Annotated in this window: 13 protein-coding genes; all 13 read right to left on the reverse strand. The window is 73.2% G+C overall.

Features of this window, described 5'->3' with window-relative positions; all coding sequences use genetic code 11:
• Positions 1-10: 10 nt before the first annotated feature.
• Positions 11-817 (reverse strand): hypothetical protein, encoded by an 807-nt coding sequence (locus tag EP757_RS42560; RefSeq protein ID WP_127553992.1) that lies wholly within the window; start codon positions 815-817, stop codon positions 11-13.
• Positions 818-850: 33 nt separating this feature from the next.
• Positions 851-1465, reverse strand: coding sequence for a hypothetical protein (locus EP757_RS42565; protein ID WP_127553993.1), 615 nt, complete (start codon positions 1463-1465; stop codon positions 851-853).
• A 21-nt stretch (positions 1466-1486) separates the two neighbouring features.
• Complete coding sequence (locus EP757_RS43165) at positions 1487-2794, reverse strand: hypothetical protein (protein WP_160166034.1); 1308 nt, start codon at positions 2792-2794, stop codon at positions 1487-1489.
• Positions 2781-4661 carry a baseplate J/gp47 family protein gene (locus EP757_RS42575; protein ID WP_127553994.1) on the reverse strand — a complete coding sequence of 627 codons (1881 nt, stop codon included), beginning with the start codon at positions 4659-4661 and terminating at the stop codon, positions 2781-2783. The genes EP757_RS43165 and EP757_RS42575 overlap by 14 nt, the downstream gene beginning before the upstream one ends.
• Positions 4658-5152 (reverse strand): GPW/gp25 family protein, encoded by a 495-nt coding sequence (locus EP757_RS42580; RefSeq protein ID WP_127553995.1) that lies wholly within the window; start codon positions 5150-5152, stop codon positions 4658-4660. Before EP757_RS42580 ends, EP757_RS42575 begins: the two co-directional genes overlap by 4 nt.
• Before the next feature lie 4 nt (positions 5153-5156).
• The gene (locus EP757_RS42585) at positions 5157-5969 is read right to left on the reverse strand and encodes a phage baseplate assembly protein V (protein WP_127553996.1); all 813 of its coding nucleotides are present in this window, start codon (positions 5967-5969) and stop codon (positions 5157-5159) included.
• A complete protein-coding gene (locus EP757_RS42590) occupies positions 5966-7108 on the reverse strand; it encodes a hypothetical protein (RefSeq protein ID WP_127553997.1) in 1143 nt (380 codons plus the stop codon). Before EP757_RS42590 ends, EP757_RS42585 begins: the two co-directional genes overlap by 4 nt.
• Positions 7105-7752, reverse strand: a complete 648-nt coding sequence (locus tag EP757_RS42595; RefSeq protein WP_127553998.1) for a TVP38/TMEM64 family protein — start codon at positions 7750-7752, stop codon at positions 7105-7107. The genes EP757_RS42590 and EP757_RS42595 overlap by 4 nt, the downstream gene beginning before the upstream one ends.
• Positions 7753-7764: 12 nt before the next feature.
• The gene (locus tag EP757_RS42600) at positions 7765-8052 is read right to left on the reverse strand and encodes a hypothetical protein (RefSeq protein WP_127553999.1); all 288 of its coding nucleotides are present in this window, start codon (positions 8050-8052) and stop codon (positions 7765-7767) included.
• A complete protein-coding gene (locus EP757_RS42605) occupies positions 8049-9788 on the reverse strand; it encodes a hypothetical protein (RefSeq protein ID WP_127554000.1) in 1740 nt (579 codons plus the stop codon). Before EP757_RS42605 ends, EP757_RS42600 begins: the two co-directional genes overlap by 4 nt.
• Before the next feature lie 73 nt (positions 9789-9861).
• Positions 9862-12009 carry a hypothetical protein gene (locus tag EP757_RS42610; protein WP_127554001.1) on the reverse strand — a complete coding sequence of 716 codons (2148 nt, stop codon included), beginning with the start codon at positions 12007-12009 and terminating at the stop codon, positions 9862-9864.
• A 14-nt stretch (positions 12010-12023) separates the two neighbouring features.
• On the reverse strand, positions 12024-15713 hold the full coding sequence (locus EP757_RS42615) for a peptidoglycan-binding protein (protein WP_127554002.1): 3690 nt from the start codon (positions 15711-15713) through the stop codon (positions 12024-12026).
• Between the two features lie 31 nt (positions 15714-15744).
• Positions 15745-19017, reverse strand: coding sequence for a hypothetical protein (locus tag EP757_RS42620; RefSeq protein ID WP_127554003.1), 3273 nt, complete (start codon positions 19015-19017; stop codon positions 15745-15747).
• Positions 19018-19023 lie beyond the last annotated feature (6 nt).

Raw genomic sequence — 19023 nt, forward strand, 5'->3', positions numbered from 1 at the left:
CGTCCCCCCGTCATCCGGACTTCTGGGCGGCCAGGCGCGGCAGCCGGTAGCCGGACGCCGCGGTCACCAGCGACGACATGATGCGGACCACGACGTCCTCGGCCGGGCCGGTGTCGGTGCTCTCGACCGCGACGACGATGACGTACGGCGGTGTCAGCGGTGTGCCGCTCGGCGGGTACTGCCAGAGGATCCGGCGGTTCTCCAGCAGCTGTTCCACCGTCGGTGCGACGGCGTTCTCGGCGCGCAGCGCCTGTTCCAGGTCCGGCCGGTTGAGCAGGGCGATGCAGACGATCGCGTCCATCGCCGCCAGGTTCTCCCCCGGCATCGCGAACACGTCGGCGAACACCCGCCGGGTGACCGGCCGCCAGCCCTCGGCCCGTTCCCGCAGCACCTCGTCGAAGCTGGTGCGCTGCCGCAGGTCCTCGAAGAGCTCACCGGGCGCCACCTTCTGCGGTTTGGCCTGCACGAAGCTCAGCGCGGCCCGGATCGTGTCGGCGGGCAGGCCGTCCAGGCTCGCGATGGCGTGCTCGACCAGCAGGGTGGTGGTGTGCGGGCCGGAGAACCGCGGGATGTCAGGGTCCCTCTCGGCAGGCGGCAGTGTTATCGGGATGGTCGGGAACGGGCCGGCGGTGGTCGCCTTGCCCGGTGGCAGGAAGATCTCGCCGGTCGGGAAGGTGACCTCGATGGGCTTCACCCCGCCGGGAGCCGGCCGGGGCGCGGTGGGCGGATCCTCGAACCGGTCCTCGGGGAAGGGATCGCCGTCGGACGTCCGGCCGTTCTTCATGATCCGGGGGAACTCAGAGTCTCGGGACAGCATGTGCGAACCTCCGTTGCTGATAGCGGGCCGGTGTCACCGAAGTTGCCGTGCCGCCTCCGCCAGGGATCTGCCGCGCAGCTCGGGCGTGGCCATCGGCAGGCCAGCCAGGCCCGCCTCGCCGAGCACGCTGCGCATGGTCTCCACCGCCTGGCGGTAGGTGTAGCTGACGGCGGCGGACGACAGGTCCGGCGCGAACCGCCGGGTGTCCACGGTCTCGCTGACCACGGCCACCACGTCGCGGCCGCCGAGCGCGACCGGGAGCACCGAGATGACCCGGCGGGTGTCGAACGACGTGTCGTCCGGGCCGGCCGGCTCGTTGCCGAGCACGCTCATCACCCGGGTGATGCCGTACCCCTGCCCGGCCAGCACCGTCCTGGCCTCGCCGAAGGTGCGCCCGAACAACTGCGCCGCGATCTGGGCGCAGTCGGCGACGATCCGCAGGCTCTGCGACAGCCTGGTGAAGTCCTCGGCCCGGATCCGGTCGCCGGGCGACGGGTAGGGCAGCGCGGCGAACGGGTCGGTGGCCGGTGGCGGCGGCACCGCGGGCACTGTCGGCCGGGGCACCTGCGGCAGCGGCCGGGGCAGGGGGAACGCCAGGCCGCCCGGTGTCCCGGGGAGCCTGCTGGGCCGCTCAGGGCTGATCGACATGGAAGTCCTCCTGGCTGACAGTCACGAGATGTACCGGTCGGCCGCCGGGGAGCGCGGGCGGGCCGCGGAGTGGTCCACCCCCTCGCCATCACCGGCGTCGGGGGCGCGGATCACACTCGATCCGAGGACCCAGGCGTCACGTTCGGTGTCGACGTAGGCGCGTACCCCGGCGGGTTTGAAGGCGGGCAGGACCGCCGCGACCCGGCCGCTCTCCCCAGCCGACGCCGGCGCCGGGAGCAGCAGCTTGAACGCACACGGCACCGCGCCGTCCCAGGCCATGCCCGCGACGGCGCTCGCCGGGTAGGCATAGACGCCCGCGTCGAAGCCCGGCTCGTCGTCGAAGACACCGACCGGCTCCGGCGGGGTGCCGAAGACCGCGTAGTCGAACCGGGCGGCGTCGCAGACCCCGTCGGCGACCTTGAAATACCAGTCGGTGCGGCCGGGCGGAATGCCAGGGACCGCGTGCCGCCGCCGGACCGGTGGCAGAGACAGTTCGTCGAGGTCGCCGTCGAAGGGCCGGGCGGCGTACTCGTCGTCGACGGTGTAACGGTCGTCGTCGCAGACGGCGAAGCCGGCCAGGCCGCCGGTGCTGACGACCAGCCAGTCGTCGACGGCGTGCGGCCCGATCCGGGCCCCGCCGGCCGCATCGATCAGCAGGGTCCGGCCGTCCGGCACGATCCCGTGGAAGTGCACCGTCGTCCGGGTGGCCGGGCAGAAGATCGAGGGCAGCACGGTACGGTCTCCGACGCCCTCGATCGAGAAGAGCGGCGTTGCGGCGCCGACCGCGTCGTTGCCGACCGTCCAGGACCGGCCCGGCCAGCGCTCGGCCGCCGGCACGCTCTGCCGCCGCAACGGGTTCTCGTGCAGGGTGATCTCGGCTCTCGGCCGGTCCGGGCGGTGCGGGAAGTCGACGGTGGCCCGGCGCGAGAAGCCGTCCGGATCGACCCGCCGGACCGGCCCGGCGATCCGCGCGCCCAGGAAGATCGCGGCGATCTCCAGGATTCCGTCCGGTGTGCCCAGCCCGCCGAGCCGTAGCCGGGCGATCCGCTGGACCCGGTCGCGCATCATCGCCAGCCGCATCCCGGTGGGCTCCCCCGCCAGGTCCTCGAAGTGGAACGGGGTCAGGCCGAGCAGCGCCGCCAGCCGGACCACGTCGACCGGCTGTTCGGCGACGCCGATCCGGTGCGCCCGCTGGATGCGGAACAGGTGGGTGTCCGCATCCTCCACCGGCCCGGCCAGGTCACGGACCACCCGGCCGAGCAGTTTGCCCGGCTCCCCGGCCCGGTAGAAGTGCGGCAGGCTGCCGAGCACCCGGTCAGCCTTGGACATCGGGACCACCGCCCGCCAGAGTGATCGTCAGCCGGGTCAGCTCGGGTGTCTCGTACTCGGCCAGGGTCACCTGCTCGGTCCGGTCGAGCAGCCGCCCGGTCTCGGTGTAGAGGGCGCTGACGGTCAGCGCCCGGTCGCCGGCGGCCACCATCAGCCGCGGATCGAGCCGTCCCAGCTCGGCGGTGACGGCCGCGCTCAGGTCGCCGCGCCCGACACTGCCGCGAGCCGTGGCGAGCAGGCCGCCGACCGCCGCCGTCACCGCCCGGTGCACGGGCCCACCGTCGGTGAGGGTGCCGAGCAGCCGGGTCCGTGCCTCCGGCGCGAGATCGGATCCGGGTGCCGGCTCCACCACGACGGACACCTCGAGCGCGACGCGTTCCTCCATCAGGCCGGCGAAGACGTCGTACTCGCCGATCGTGGCCTTGCGCCCGGTGGTGTCGAGGTTCTGCCGCAGCCCGGTGAAGACTCCGGCGGTGCGCAGGCCGACGAGCAGCGCCACGTCGGCGACGCCGTCCGGCTGCACCAGCCGGCCGACCAGCTTGTGGAAGATCAGCGGCTCGCCCATCGGCAGCGCCTGCACGTACGCGATGACCCGGGCGCGGGCGTCGTCCTCCAGTTCCTCCTTCTGCACCACCGACAGGCTGCCTCCGGCCGGCCGGAGCAGGACCTCGGCGCGCAGGTTGAGGATGCCCTCCGGCTGGGTGGCCAGTTCGTCGGCGGTGAAGGCGTGCGCGCCCGCTGGGGTCCCGGCCGACGCGAAGTCCGCCAGCGCGGCGGGCCGGCCGATACCGGTCACCGGTGCGCCCGCCGGGGCGGCGGCGCCGGACGTCAGGTTGTGCAGCACCCGGACACCGGCCGGGCGGGCGTCGAGGATCGCCTCCTCGACCCGGCGGACCAGATCGGGGCCGGTGGTCTCCAGACCGAGGCGCACGTCCACGAAGCCGGGCGTCTCGGCCCGCTCGCGTACCTCGATGTTCTCCTCGGTGACCTCGTCGACCCGCTCGATGAGGTGGTAGCGGATCGCGTCGACAGTCGACCGGCCGGCCCGTTCCAGGGTGGCCCTCGCCCGGGCGCGCAGCTGCTCGTCGGTCTCCTTCGCGGTGGCGAAGAACGTCGCGCCCGGGTTGCTGACCGACTCGATGCCGAAGATGGGCCGGTTCACGGCGACTATCGCGCCCGCCTCGACCCGTCCGTCCGGCCCCTCGTCCTGGGCGCGGACCGGAACGACCACGGCGAGCTGTCCCTGGCGCAGCGTCCGTTTCTCGCTCGTCTCGAAGTTACGGCCCTGGTCCGTCGAGACCAGTGTTCCGGCCGGGACGGCGATGTCGCCGGAGGCCGGGGTGCCGCGCTGGAACAGCACCTCGCCGGCGGCGAAGCGGGCGTCCTTGCGGGCCAGCCCGAGCAGGGCCACCACGTGATCGAGGGAGGCGCTGTCGGCCAGGTCGACGAACCCGGACCGGTAGATCATCTCCATCTGCTTGTGCAGGACGGCGAGCTCGCGGGAGAACGCCTCGGCGAGGGTCGTGGTCACGCTGCCGGGGTTGCGGTCGGTCAGCCGCCGGTCGGCGCCGGGCAGGTCGTAGTTGACGTAGAAGTAGCTGTCCGGGTCGGGCGGCCGGCCGCCGGGCTGCCAGACGATCGCTTCGAGGCCGGTGTCGTACGCCCAGTCAGTCCGCGGATCGAATGTCACGAACTGCTCGCCACGCTGCCCGAACACCGTGACGCCACCGGCCTGGGCGCCCGGCGCGCCGAGACTGTAGGTGTCCTCGATCCCGGTGAACCGGTGCTCCTCGCGGATCACCCCGCCGGTGAGCGCGGTCAGCAGGTCGTCGACGAATCGTTCGTACGGCTGCGCGACGAAGGTCATCCGAGTGGCCCTTCCAACGAGAACGGGACGACCAGGATCAGCGGTTCGGGGACCTGCCTGATCAGCAGTTCGAGGTCGATGTCGACCCGGTCGCGGTGCTGCCGGCCGGGCGCGGGCCGCACGTCGATCCGGGCGACCCGCTCCAGCCGTGGTTCCTGGCGCAGGCACTCCAGCACGTACAGCCGGATCAAGCCGCGGGTCGACTCGGTGTTCGGCTCGCCGACGAGCCGGTGGTGGAGTGAGCCGTACCCGGGATGACCCAGGACCGCCAGCTCACCGCGCTCGGTCTTGAGCCGCAGGATCAGGCTCTGCACCAGGTTGGCCCGCCCGTGCACGGTCGCCAGGTCGGCGGCGGCCGGCGCCACCCCCGGCCGGGGACGCGGCTGCAGGTCGGCGCGGCTGTACGGGTGCGCGAACACCCGCCCCTCGTCGTCGGCCACGAATCCGAGGTCCAGGTCGCGTCCCAGGAACGCGTCGTCGGTCAGCGTCATCTCGTCATCCCGTCTTGACCTTCTGGGAGAGCACGTCCGGGGTGGGCGGCTGGGCCGGCGGCACCGGCGGCGCGGGCGTGACCGGCACGCCCGCCGCGGTCTGCCCGGGGTGCATGTGCGTCTGGTAGAGGTTGACCAGCTGGCTGAGGTACTGCACCAGCGAGTCGCCGAGCACCACCGGGTGGGTGGCGTTCTCCACCAGCTCGATCTGCGGCGCGTCGACGACCACCTTGGTCTTCGCCTTCACCACCACCTGCCCGCCGCCGGACCGGATCTGCACCAGGTTGCCGCCGTCGTCGTCGGTGAGCCTGATGTCGTGGTCCGCGCAGTTCAGGACGATGTCGCCGTCGTGGTCGACGGTGATCGTCGCCGGGCCCATCGCGAGCACGAGCTTGTCGTCGTCGACGGTGAGCTTGTTGTCGTTCGGCAGTTCGACGTGCAGGCGGCGCACCCCGGACTCGGCCTTGTCCGGGCAGATGTAGACGTGCTCGCGGGCCTTCGCCTCGGGCTGGCGCACCTTGTCGTGGTAGAGCAGCCCGACGATCACGCCACTGTGGATGTCGCCGTTGAGGAACTGCACGAGCACGAGGTCGTCGGGGTTGGGCAGGGACACGGCTCCGGCCCTCGGGGTGCAGACGGCCAGCCTCTTCAGCTCCAGACCGGAGTCGCGCAGGCGTACGTCGCACTCGTGGTTGTGCTCGTCGGTGCCGGTCTCGTGGCTGTGCACGGCGGTGACCACGCCGAGCTCGGCCCCGCGGTGGCCGCGGAGTTCGTCGCGCACGATGGCCTGGATCAGGTCCACCAGATCGCCGTTCATGAGCCGAGCAGCCCTCCGATCGCATCCGCCGCGCCGCCCAGCAGGCCGGCCGCCGCCGAGGCGCCGCCCTGGCCGGTGAACGCGACCCGGGTGACGAACCCATCGCGTTTGTTCAGCACGTGCCGGACGGCGGTCACCTTGAACAGGCCGTTGAGCTCGGGCCGCGGGGCGCCGGCGATCTCGACCGCGTCACCCAGCACGATCCCGGGGTGACCCAGGACCCGCAGCCGGCCGGCGGAAGCCTGGTCGTTCAGCTCGCCGAGCCAGGCGGTGGCGTACGCGTCGGCCGCGGCCTTGCTGCGTACGGCGCCGTCCTGTGCCGCGAGGGTCCGCCCGCCGCTGCCGGATCCACCACCGGTGGGCGGGTTGTCGCGGGCTAGCCGGTGCCAGGCGCCGGTGCCGCGGCTGCTCGCCGCGCTCTCCCCGACCACGCGCACCGCGTCGGCGACCGGCCGGCGCCCGGTCAGTTGAAGCGCGAGCAGATCCACGCCGTAGCGCAGCACGTGGTCCGGGCCGGTCTTGGCGAACTTCGTCATGGTCAGCCGGTTCTGGACGTCGCAGTACAGGTCGAGGCCGTCGCGGCGGGCCAGTTCGCGCAGGCAGCGCAGCACGCTGCGGGACTCGTGCGCCACGAAGTACGGGATCCGGCCGCCCTGATCGACGGTCCCGGTCGTGACGCCGGCCTGCCGGGCCAGGTCGGCGACGATCTGCCCGGCGGTCTGGTTCTCGTAGACCTGGTTGACGCGGGTCCCGGCGAGGATCTGGGTGGCGGTGGCGCCGGTGACGCGTACCCGCTCGGGCCCCGACTCGACCGCCTGCACCTCGGCCGTCATGACCGTGGCGGACCGGTCGCCGGCCGTGAGCACGACGGTCATCGTGTCGCCGGGCGTGATGCGGTGGCCCCGGACCGCCGCCGTGGGAATGGACGGCTCGCCGGTCAGCAGGCCGAGAGCGGCGCCGGCGGCCTGGCCGAGTGGGCTGCCACCGGCCGCCGGGGGCGCGTGGAGCCGCAGGTCGCAGAGGTCACCGGCCGAGCCGAGGGCGGCCGACGTCTCGACCGCTGTCAGTTCGGTGCGCGGGTCGGCCGCGGAGTCCACCGTCCAGCCGCCGATCGTCACCTGGTACCCGGCCCGTTTCACGCCCGCCTCCGGATCATCCGGGCGGCGCCGAGGGCCAGCGCCGGGACGAGCACCGCGCCGGCGAACGCGAGCAGGAACGAGCGGGTCGTCACGGCGTACGCGCCGGTCGTCGCGTACACCGCCGAGATGACCGCGTTGGAACACGCCACCAGCAGCAGGAACCGCCGCCGGCTCATGCCGCCCAGACCGGCCGCGATCGTCGACGCCTCGGCCAGGCCGGGCACCGCCCGCAGCAGCAGGACGGCCCCGCCGCCCCAGGACGCCGATGTCGCGGTGAGCCGGGTCAGGTCATGGCCGCCGATCAGCCGCCGCGCGACCGGCCGCCCGGCGCCGCGCCCCAGCTGGTAGCCCACCCAGCAGGCCGCTGTCATCCCCACCGTCGACACGATCGTGCCGGCCGGCCCGCCGAGCAGCGCGCCGAGGCTGGTACTGACCAGGCTGGACGGCACCGGCAGCAGCACGTCGGCGGCCAGCAGCAGCCCGAGCAGCAGTGCGGCGGCGGCCGGGTGGTCGGCTGGCGCACGCAGGATGCCGGCCACCCAGCGGTCCATGCCGTCACCGGCGACGGCGAACGGCACCAGGATCACGGCGAGTACCACCACGATCAGAGCCAACCGGCGTACGGCCACCGCTCCCGTTCTCATGTCGTTCTCCCGTCAGGTCAGCGAGTCCAGGTCGCGGCCGAGGATCCGGACCGTGCCGTCGGCGGTCACGTACAGGGCCGGCACCTGGGGCGCGGCGGCCTCGTCGAGCTGCGCGGCCGGGCTGTAGTAGGCCTCGAACGGCGCCCGGTCGGTCTCGCTCAGTTCCTCCTTGGAGTACGGCGGCCCGGGTGGCCGTACCACCTCGGTGGCGCCCATGACCTGGATCGTGTGGCGGCCGGGCCCGGTCAGCGGGAGCCCGTAGTCCCGGATCTCGAGAAGGTTCGTCCGGTGGTTGCTCATGCCGGTGCTCCCCGGTTCAGCCAGTCCAGGAGCACCTTGCGCTTGCTGCTCGACAGGTCGCGGGTGACCGGCATGTAGCGCGGGTCGTCCTCGCCGAGGTCGAGCATCAGCTTCGCCCGGTCGGCGTCGCCCGGATGCCCGGCCCGGTAGGCGACGATCGCGTTGCGGGCGCCCAGGTCCACCCACGCCTTCATGAACGGGTACAGCTTGCTGTACGGCTCCAGGATCGGGCTGACGTCGGCGTAGACCGGGCTGGCCACGATCTTGTACTGGTCGAAGACGCGGATGAAGATGACGCCCCGCAGATCGCCGGCGGCGGCCGCCCCCCAGTAGAAGCCCACCTTATAGAGCTGGCCGTCCAGGGCCGGCCGTGGCGTGGCCGGATCGCCGGCGGTGAAGGTCACGGCCGCGACTCCGGCCGCCGTGGTCACCGTGGCGCCGGCCACGGATGCCAGATTCGGTGGCACCGTGAGCCCGCCGGGGGGCGCCCCGCCGAGGATCTTCAGGCCGATCACCTGCGCGGCGGGTTTCGGCTCACCGAAGGTCCGCACATGGAACCGCACCAGCTGCGACTCGCCGGGGTTCAGCCGGAAGGCGATGTGTGACACGTCCAGGTACCGGCCGGCCGCGTGCTCGATGAGCACGGTCGGGGCGAGCACCTTTCTGTGCACCAGGGTCAGCGGCTTGGTCCGCAGGCTGGCGAGCTGCGCCGTGGTGAGGCTGAGTTCCTCGATCCCGGCGGTCTGCTCGTAGTGGATCCGGGTGAAGTCGAGATCACCGATCGTGGTGGTGGTCGCCGGGCCGGTCTTGATCACAGCGGTGAGCTTGCTTCCGGCTTCGTCCCTGCGGTTCCCGCCCGGCGCGACCTCGGGCATGGTGTTGCCCAGGTCGATGACCAGTTTCTTGCGTGCCACGTCGACCTTGAACGGCGCCGGGCCGTAGGCGCCCTTCCACGTGTTGTTCTTGGTGCCCGCCGGGCCGTTGGCCCCGTCGGTCAGGAGCCGGTCGGCGGGGAAATGCTGCGGCTCGCTCAACTGGCCCGGGCCGATGGTACCGACCACCTTTCCCCGGCAGAAGGTGGCCGCGAGAGCCGGTGGCGGCGGCGCGTTGACGTCCGGGCCGCCGTCCGGGCTGTAGGCGTAGGCGACGAACTTCACCGAGAGGATGGCTTGGCTGGCCGCCCGGAGCTGGTCGAGCACCGGGGAGCGCACGGAGGTGTCCCAGGTGATGCCGGTGAGCACCGACTGGTAGACGCCGGCCGCACCCGGCATCCCGCCGCCCGCCCGCCCGAACCACAGGTCACGCATCGGGACCGGGGCCAGCCGGCCGACGAAGCCGCCGTGCCCGCCCGGCAGGGTCAGTTTGATCTCCAGGCCGAAGACCGCCGACGCGAACTGCATCTCCGGGTCCAGATCGACGAGTTTCGCGTAGGTCGGCGAGTTCGTCGACTCGACAGTGCCGCCGACCACCGGATCGCCCGCGGCGCCGGCGGCGGTGGTCCGTATCGTGCCGGTGCTGTCGCGGCAGGCTCCCACGGCGCAGGCGTCGAGATAGAACCAGTGTTTCCCGCGCGGATTCCAGAGCAGCGGGCTGCCGGGGCTGAGGGTCGGCGAGGCCAGCCTCGAGTCGATCGCGGCCGCCGGCAGGGCGTAGTTGCCGCCGGCGTTGTTGATGGTCGAGGGATCGGCGAAGAACCTTCCGGCGAAGTGCAGCCGCGGCACGTCCAGATAGCTCATCGCTCCGCCTCCGCTGCGCTCCGGCTGCGCGACGAGGACTCGACTGTGCTCATGGATTCGCTCGCAAGCCCGCTCATCTGGTTATCCTTTTCGCCTGGATCAGCCGGAGGCGGATCACGGTCCCGTCGTCGACGTCCACGATCTTCTGGATGGCCTGGTTGTCGCCCTCGAAGCCGAAGCCCAGGTCGTACAGCTCGGGGGCCCGGTCGGGGTGGGCGTCCCAGAAGTCGACGTCGTCGTGCCTGTTCTCCACGGCACGGAAGGCGTCACGCAGCAGCGGCCGGGACGCCTCGGCCTCGGCGTAGGGCCCGGCCGTACGGGCGAAGTGGGCGAGATAGGCACTGAACACGTTCCGGCTGCCCGCGGTCGTGATGGATTGGACGAACGTGTAGACGGTGATGGCGATGCCGACCACCACGCCGGCGACCATCAGGAGCAGGCCGACACCGGCCGGTGCGCTGATGACCCCGGCGGCGATCAGTAAGCCTGCGAGCGAGAGCCCACCGCCGAAAGCCGTGGCGGCGCCGATCACCATGTCGTCGACGTCGTCGGTCCGGTATCCCTCGACCGCGGCGGCGGCCCCCGAGACGATCACCGCGACGGCGCCGATGGCGCCGATGACCCTCCCGCTCACGCCCTGCACGATCCTCAGCCCGATGAGGTTCGAGAACGAGGCGAAGCTGACGGCGACCCCGGTCACCGCGGTGGACCCGCTGGCGATGATGTTCGACCAGTACACCACCGTGTTGTCGTTGTCCGCGTCGATCGCCGCGGCCAGGGCGATGACGCCGCAGACGGCGATGACCGGCCCCCAGGCCCCGCTGTTCATGAACCTGCTGGTCCAGTTGACGCCCCGCAGCCTCGCCAGGTCTCCTCTGTCGACGGCTTCGATCAGGGCGACCCGGTCGGCCATCGTCAGCGGTCTGCCGAACGGGACCTGGTCCAGGCTGGCCAGGTTGACCACGGCCCGGTAGAGCCACCCGGACAGCCGGCTCGCCTCCGTCACCTGCCCCACCACCCGGCCGAGCAGGATCGGCGAGGACAGCTCCACGATGCCGACCAGGAGGGTGTTCGGGCCCGGATAGTTGCCGGCCAGCGCGGTCACCGTCGCGGCGGCGGTGCCGAGGGTGGAGAGGGTCACCAGCACGCTGCCGTCCGGCGGGGCCGCCGGTACCGACCGGACGGCCTGGTCGAACAGCGGCCGGTTCGGGGCGCTCAGCCCGGTCAGGTCGAAGGGCCGGCTGGCCAGGGCCTGGATCATCGGCAGCACGTGCGTGTCGACCACCCGATCGGCCTGCGGGGAACTCAGCAGCGCCCGGAACACCCGCAGCAGCGTCTCCTGGACGTCGTCCCACAGTTGCTCCGGCACCAGCGTGCGGGTGTCGCCGGTGGCGAGCGTGCCGACGATCTCCCGGACCCGGCCGACGAAGGCCGGGTCCTCGACCATCACGCGCAGTTCCTGGGCGGTCTTCGCCTGGTCGCGTAGCAGACCGGCCAGGAACGGGTCCACCGGGTTCTCGATCAGATCGGTTCGGGCCCGCTCCCGCAGGGTGTCCAGCTTGCGGCGCAGGTCCTCCAGGTCACGGCGGTCACCAGCGTCGGCCGGCGGTTCCTTGGGGAACTGCAGGAGCACGCCGAGCAGCCCGTTCAGCGCCTCCAGCACCGCGATGTCGCCGGCCACCGCGCTGATCAGCGTCCGGTGCAGGTTGGTGATGTGCGCCAGCGAGTCCGCGTATCCGCGCATCCGGTTCAGATCGTGGGCCAGCGGCTCGAAGACCGGCCGGATCACGGTCAGCCGCAGTTCCCGCCGGCGCTGGACGGTGGCCTCCGCCATGACCTCCCGGAATCCGCCGGCGAACGGCAGCACGACGGTCCGCTTCGCCGGGATCCGCCAGTTGTGGAACGCCGGCCGTGCCGGGGTGTCGAAGTTGGCGTAGTACGGGCTGTCACCCCTCGATCGCAGATCGACCCGGGCCGCCGCGAGCCCGGGGAAGGGCTCCTCGGCGAACTCTTCGGCGTACAGGTCGCGGACCACCGGGGCGTTCGAGGTGAAGCCGAGCAGGGCGCGGAACACGCCCTCCGGGTGCAGCCGCAGCCGGGCGGCCAGGTCGGCGATCGCGACGTCCCGGTCGAACGCCTCGGCCACCCGGACCACCACGTACCGTTGCCCGCGGATCTTGCGCACCTTGATACCGGGAAGGTCGGTCGCCTGGTCGGCCATGTCGTCGTCCCTCCTCACGGTGCGGGCGGCAGCCCGGAAGCGTCGAACAGGAACGAGCCACGGGTGGTGGCGAGACCGCCGGCGGGGGCGGCCAGGGTGTAGCCGCGCGGGTTGGCAGCGCGCGGCGCGGCCCACGCCGGCCAGTCGCGGACGTACTCCATGGTCTGGGTGAAGTCGGCGTTGGCGATGACGCCGACCTCGCGCAGGATGCCGTCGATGAGCCGGATCTCATGGGCGTCGGTCCACCGGGCCGGGTCCCCCGCCGACGCGGGGACAGCCGCGTGCCCGAGCACGTTGCGCAGCCGCCGCCGGCTGCCGCCGGCCAGGTGGGCGGGGTAGCGGATGTGCCAGCGCAGCAGCAGCCCCATCGCCTTCTCGGAGGTGAAGACGTCGCCGACGGTGGCCCGGCGGGTGGTGTGCGGGCCGGTGGGGATGTCCGGCGCGGCCCCGGCGGGCAGTTCCAGCGCCCGCAGGTCGCGCAGCCGCACCCGGGCCATGTCCCACATGCGCCGCCGGAACCCGTCGACGGTACGGGTGGCCATCTCGAAGCGGTAGAACCAGTGCCATGTCTTGAAGTAGTTCCACTCCCTCTCCTCGAGCGGCAGCGGCCGGTAGCCGCCGTCGTCGCGCTGCACCGTGATCGCGGCCGTGTAGGTGCGGTTGCCCGGGCCGAACAGGTTGCGCCCGTCCGGAACGGCGGGGGTTCCCGGCGTCAGCCAGTCGGTGCCCGGCCGCATGCCGAAGAACTCGATCGCGGTGGTGTACGCAGCGTTGTCGGTGTGGCGCAGGTACGCCAGGTAGCCGCCCAGCTCGCCGCCGGTCACCGTCGCCCCGTTGACGATGCCGAGCGTCCAGTGGCACGGCCCGAGCGAGACGAACGCGTTGTCGTACGCGTTGAGGCTGTCGAAGAAGCCGAGGCACTCGACCTCGGACACCGCCCGCACGACGGTGAAGGTGCACCGCTGGGCCGCGGTCAGTCCCGCCTGCGGCACCCCCACCAGGGAGTCGGGCAGCAGCTCGGTCCAGGTGTGGGCGGGCGGCAGCGACCGCGGCCCGCTCCAGGCCAGATAGGTCGCGAAGTCACCCACGACGACCGGGTCGGCGGCGCTGTGCCCGGCCGGGAACGTGTAGTAGGAGCTGAAGTCCTGGACGTGGACCCGCGGCGCGGAGCTGGTCACCTCGTCGTGCAGCCACACGTTCTGGTCACGGACGGTGGTGCGGGCCCCGTCCCGCATGTTCCAGGACTCGACGACCACCGGGCAGCGCCAGCGGTGGGCCAGCCAGGTCTGTATCAGCGTGCGGGTGCGAGCGTTGACCACCCCGCTGACCGGCCCGGTGTATGCGTCGGTGTTGGCGACCTGCCGCAGCCGGTCGGCGTAGCGGGCGGCGGCACTGTCGTCCTCCGCGGCGAGGTGCGCCATCTTCGCGTAGATCTGGAACTCCCGTACCGCCCACTCGGTCCGGAGACCGAAGGTGCCGGTGGCCGGGCCGGCGATGTGGAATCCGAGAATGCGCAGGTCGTCCTGGAGCCGGCGGACGAATCCGGGTGTCCCGGCGGCGGGCAGCGGATCGCCGTTCGCCGACGTCCGCGCCGCCCCGGCGTAGGTGTGGTCGGCGTCCCGGTCGTCGCGCCGCAGGTCGTACCCGCCGTAGCCGGCCGGCGCGGCCGCCGGTGGCCCGGCCCCCGCGGGCACGGCCGCCGCCGGCTCGGTGCCGGCTGCCCGCACGGCCATCGCCAGCACGGCCGTCGCGCCGGCCGGGTCCGACCAGCCGGGCGGTTCGTCCACCGGGACACCGAAAGTGATCACGGCGCCGTCGGTGCGCAGCGCGATCCCGTCGACCTCCACCGCGTTGCCGAACCGCACGGCGTCCAGCGGCTGCCCCGGCGGCCCGGAGACGGCCCACTGCTCCCCCGACTCAACGGCGAACACCGGTGGGCGGATACCCGGCTCGTCGAACAGCAGGTCCGGGTCGGCGGGGCCACCCGGTTCGAGGTCGCCGGCATCGTTCTCGGCCTCGATCGGGAAGTCGTGGTCGTCCAGCCAGGTGGTGTGGTCGAAGATCCGGTCCGCGGCCGGGGCACCGGGCTCCCACCGGGCGAACGCGACACCACCGGCGACCTGCCCGGCCACCACCGAGGCGGCCCCGTCGACAGCCGGTCGCGGCTGCCCGGCGGACGAGTCGGCGGCCGGCAACGGCCGGGCCGCCGGATACACGGTGAACCGGGCCGGCGAGCCGTCGGGCAGGGCGGTCAGCGCGCTCAGATGGACGGTGCCCGTCTCCTCGCGCAGCCACGCGAGGTCGGCGAACGGCGGCCCGCCGGGGCGTTCCCGGTCCCGGTCGACCACCTCCCGGTAGGGCGCCGCGGCGTCCCCGGTGGCCTGCTCCGCGGTGCGGTAGGCGACCGTCACCCGCCGGTTCTCCGCGTCGTCGCCGGAGACCGGCTCGTCCTCGCCGCAACCCACGAACGGCGGCCCGGCGAGGCGGTCCGCGGCCAGATGCGGCGAGAAGCAGACGTACGCGTCCCGCAGCGCTGCCCGGGTGGCCTCGCCGAGGCTGCCGTCGACGGTGAGGTCACCGGGCCGGCGCGCCGCCCCGTGATGGAAGGCGTACCGGTTGTACTCCTCCTGGAACCGGCGTACCGCGTCCCGCGTCATCGGCCCCTCGGCGCCGTCGATCGCGCCGGGATCGCAGCCGAGCCCGCGCAGCATCGCCTGGTAGTGCCGGGGATCCCAGCCTTCGGCGGCGGCCACCTCGTCGAACATCGGCAGATCGCCGGTGAGCATCGCCAGGACGGTCCGGGCCCGCCGCTCGGACAGTGCCCGGTTGTAGCCGGCGTCGCCACGCGCGTCGGTGTGCCCGTACAGGCGCACCCGCAGGTCCGCGTCTCCGGCGGCCCGGTCGCGGACCCGGGCCAGCGCGGGATAGACAGCGGGGGCCGGGAACGACGAGTCGAAGGCGAACACGGTCACCACCTCCGGGTCCACGGCCGGCGATCCCCCGGCCGGGGTGGGCTCCTCGGCGAAGGTCTGCGGGTACGACAGCAGGAACACCCGGAACGGCTCCTCGCTGCCGAGCGGCCGGTCGACGCGCGCCACTCCCCCGGCGTCGGTGACGGTGGTCAGCGGGCCCGAGTCCAGCTCCACCCGGATCTCGGCGGCGGACATCGGGGTGCCGTCCTCGTACCGGAGCTCGATTTGCAGGCCGTCGGCGGTGCCGACCGCGAGGGCCCGTTCAGTGCGCACGGCGGCCGGACCACCCAGGTGGGCTGCGAACGCGTACCGGCCGGTGGGCCCCGTGGTCCACCAGGTCACCGCATGCGACAGCGGCGGTATCGCCTCCTGCTCGGTGACGATCAGCAGGTCGCCGGCATAGCCGGGGTGGCTCTGCCGGTAGTCGCCGAGCAGCCCGGCCAGGGTCTGCCCCGGCGCCAGCCGCAGCGTCTGCGGCCGCCGGGTGTCCGCGCCGATCCGGGTGACGCGGTCGGTGTCCGAACCCGAGACCAGGAAGTCGTCGGTCACGACGTCGAAGGTCACCGGCGCCGTCACGCTCTCGGACCAGGCGTGCAGTTCGACCTGCTGTCCGGCCGGCACCTGCCGGTCCCCGACCGGCTCGCCCTGGAACGCCCATTCCGCGCCCGCGCCCGTCGTGCCGGTGGCGAGGCTGAGGAACGGCAGACGGATCACTTTCGGCGTCGTCGTCACGGCCTGTCCCTCCTCACAGCGGAATCGCGTCTCACAGCGGAATCGCGGCGATCATGTCGTTGAACGCGATCCCGGTCCGGTCCAGGGAGCGCTTCAGCTCGGTACGCAGCGCGTCGAGACGCGCCACCAGCGGTGCGAGGACCCGGCCGAGGTCGATCGCGGCGAGGATCGACTGGATCTCGGCGAACACCATCTGCAGGGCCTCCCGGAAGACGCGCGGCGAGAACGCGCCGAGCAGGGCGCGTACCTGGTCGAGGGGTTCCCGCAGCTGGGCCAGCAGCACCGCCGGGTCCAGGCCGGCGACGGCGGCCCGGACCCCGGCCGTCAGCTCGTCGAGGGCGGCGACGATGCCGGCCGGGTCGAGCCCGCCGAGGATGCCGCGCACCTCGTCGGCCAGGTCGCGCACCTCGTCGGCGAGCAGCCGCGGGTCGAGCAGGTCCAGACGGGCGCCGATCGCCGCGACGACCTCGCCGGCCGTGGCGGCCAGCGCCTCCGGCGACAGCGCGGCCAGGGTCCCGTCCAGGGCGGCGAGGCCCTCCCGCAGCATCTCGCCGAGGGGCCGCGGGTCGAGGGCGGCGAACTGGGCCCTGATCTCGGCGAGCACCGAACGGGCCTCGGCCTCGACACCGGTGAGGTCCAGTTCGGCCAGCGCCCCCCGGATCGTCTCGGGAGTGACCGGGCCCCGTGCCCAGGCGGGGACCAGCGACTCCAGCCGGGCACGCAACGGCTCGTACCGGGTGACCAGCCCGGCCGGCGGGACCGCGTCGCGGAACACGCCGTCCAGACGCGGCTGGAGTTGCTGCAGCATCCCGGCGGCCGCGCCCAGTTCCTGGTTGCGCAGCGGGTTCAGTGCGGCCACCCGGGCCGCCAGGTCCTCACCGGCACCGGCCGGAAGGGCCGTCACCAGCGCCTGGTACGGCCCCCGCAGCTCCGCGAGGAGCCGGCCCACGTCCAGCCGCTGTGCCGTGTCCCGCAGCGCCGACCAGTGCCCGGCCGCCGCCGCGAACACCAGCGCCGGGTCGAACCGCGCCGGCAACGCCGCCACCGGCGCGAACGCCGCACCGGCACGTCCGGCGTCGATCGGCGTCAGCGTGTCCAGCGCTCCGGCCAGCCGGTCGGACAACCGTTTCACCGGGGCCAGCAGCGTGCCCGGGTCGACGGCGTCCAGGGCTGCGGCGATCGCGTCGTAGACCGGCAGCAGCGGCGCGAGCACCGCCTCCGGGCGCAGTCCGTCCACGGCCGCGCGCATGGATCGGACAGCGCCGCCGAGCCCACCGGTGAGCCCGGCCAGGTCCAGCCGGTCCAGCTCGGCCCGGAACCCGGCGACCGCGGCCTCCAGCGGCTGGAGCAACCGTTCCGGCGCGAGCTCGCCGGCCGCCTCGTCCAGGCTCCGGTAGGCGTCGGTGACCGGCTGGAGCAGGACCGCCGGCGCGAGCCGGTCGATCTCGGCCAGCGCACCGGCGTGCCACTGCGCCACCGGCGCTACCAGGGAGTCCACGTCGAGCTGGTCCACCGCCCGGCTGACCGGCTGGAACAGGTCGTCGAGCGGGCGCAGCAGCTCGTCGGGGGCGAGCCGGCCGACCTCGCTCAGCGCGTCGGCCACCCTGGCCTGCACGGTGGCCAGCGCCTGCTTCGGCACCTCCAGCAGCTTGTCGAGCTCGGCCAGCAGCACGGCGGTGATCTGGCCGGGGAAGTCGATGCTCACCACCGCCCCGACCGCGGCGCGCAGCGCCTCCCGGAGCAGGCCGTTGAGCGCCGAGGTGTCGATCTCGCGGAGCCGGTCGCGCATCTCCTCGATCTGGGCGACGACCGGATTGGTCACCACGTCGAAGTCGAGTTCGCCGAGCCCGCTCAGCATTGCGTCGAGGCGTCCCGCGATGTCGTCGACCTTGCCGGGCACGTCCAGCTCACGCAGCCGGTCGGCGGCGCCCTGGAGCGCGGCGCGTAGCTCGCCCTGGACCGTAGCGACCTGCGCGGTCACGTCGCCGAGGAGCCCGGTGACGGTGTCCAGCGCGGACCGCAGAGCGTCCCGGAACCCGGTCAGCAGCGGTGCCAGGGTGTCGTCGGCGGTCCGCCGCACACCGGTGAGGAAGTCCTCGATCTGCCGCTGCGCGTGGAAGTGGAACCGGCCCTGTTCGTCGTAGTCGCCCAGTGCCCCGGCCAGCGCCCGCAGCGCGTCCCGGAACCGGCCGAACACCGCCCGGACCGTCGCCACGATCTCCAGCAGCATCCCGTCCAGACCGTCGGCCGCTGCCGCGGCCCGGGCGCGGATCTCGTCGAGCCGGGTGCCGGGCCCGCCCGCGGTGAGCCGGCCACCGCCCTCCCGGACAGCGGCGACGACCCGGTCCAGATCGGCCCGCGCCCCGGCCAGGTCGATCGCGGCCACCGTCTCACGCAGATCGGCCAGAGCGTCGCTCACCTGCCGGCCGATGCTGCCGAGGTCGACGATCTCGACGGCCTCGACGTGCGCGTACTGCCGGTCCAGTGCCGCGGCGATTCCCGCCGGGCCGGTCGCGGTGTCGTCCAGCGCCGCGGCCAGCCCTCCGGTGATCGCGGTGATCTCCCCGGTCAGTTCCGCGAAGGCCTGGCCGGCGAGATCGAGCCGGGCGGTGGTGACAGCGCCCGTCATCGCCGCGATCAGCGCGAGTTTGCGCTGTTCCAGGGCGGCGACGCGGTCCGCGGTGAGCACTGTGGAGAGCCGCGCCGCCAGGTTGTCGGCGGGACCGGCCGAGCCGGGCAGGACCAGCCGTACGATCTCGGCCGCCTCCCGCTCGACGAACCCGGCCATCGAGTCGCCGATCTGCGGGTCCAGCCCGCCGAGATCCTCGGCCCAGCTCCGCAGCCGGCCGATCCGGCCGGTCAGGAACTGCGCCTTTACCGCCTCCAGAGCGTGCAGCGGACCGGCCAGCAGCGCGGTGTCCGGCGAGGGCAGCAGACCGTGCAGGTCCACCAGGTCCCGGGCCGGCTCGGCCAGGCTTGCGGCCAGGTCCGTCCGGACGAGCGCGGCCAGGTCGCCGAGCCGCCCGGTGAGCGGGGCGACCAGCGCCGCCGGATCCTCCGGGAGCTCCCCGGCGACGGCCTGCAACTCGGTGAGCAGCGCCTGCGCGGGCGCACCGGCGTCACCGCCGTCGAACGACACGGTCGCCAGGCTGCCGGTGAGACCGGAACGCAGTCCGGCGGGGTCGATCTCCTCCAGCAGCGCGAGCACGCCGGCGATCCCGGTCCCCGACGACGGGTCGCCGATCAGGCCGGACAGTGCCGACGTGAGCTGTTCCCGGCCGGGCAGATCGTCCACGAGTGTCATACCTGG

It is taken from the genome of Actinoplanes sp. OR16, assembly GCF_004001265.1.
In the GTDB taxonomy this organism is placed as follows: Bacteria; Actinomycetota; Actinomycetes; order Mycobacteriales; family Micromonosporaceae; genus Actinoplanes.

Coding starts and splice junctions, on each gene's coding strand:
- EP757_RS42575 (WP_127553994.1), bottom strand. CDS start 4,661: ATGACCTTCGTCGCGCAGCCGTACGAACGATTCGTCGACGACCTGCTG.
- EP757_RS43165 (WP_160166034.1), bottom strand. CDS start 2,794: ATGTCCAAGGCTGACCGGGTGCTCGGCAGCCTGCCGCACTTCTACCGG.
- EP757_RS42585 (WP_127553996.1), bottom strand. CDS start 5,969: ATGAACGGCGATCTGGTGGACCTGATCCAGGCCATCGTGCGCGACGAA.
- EP757_RS42610 (WP_127554001.1), bottom strand. CDS start 12,009: ATGGCCGACCAGGCGACCGACCTTCCCGGTATCAAGGTGCGCAAGATC.
- EP757_RS42605 (WP_127554000.1), bottom strand. CDS start 9,788: ATGAGCTATCTGGACGTGCCGCGGCTGCACTTCGCCGGAAGGTTCTTC.
- EP757_RS42620 (WP_127554003.1), bottom strand. CDS start 19,017: ATGACACTCGTGGACGATCTGCCCGGCCGGGAACAGCTCACGTCGGCA.
- EP757_RS42565 (WP_127553993.1), bottom strand. CDS start 1,465: ATGTCGATCAGCCCTGAGCGGCCCAGCAGGCTCCCCGGGACACCGGGC.
- EP757_RS42600 (WP_127553999.1), bottom strand. CDS start 8,052: ATGAGCAACCACCGGACGAACCTTCTCGAGATCCGGGACTACGGGCTC.
- EP757_RS42560 (WP_127553992.1), bottom strand. CDS start 817: ATGCTGTCCCGAGACTCTGAGTTCCCCCGGATCATGAAGAACGGCCGG.
- EP757_RS42580 (WP_127553995.1), bottom strand. CDS start 5,152: ATGACGCTGACCGACGACGCGTTCCTGGGACGCGACCTGGACCTCGGA.
- EP757_RS42595 (WP_127553998.1), bottom strand. CDS start 7,752: ATGAGAACGGGAGCGGTGGCCGTACGCCGGTTGGCTCTGATCGTGGTG.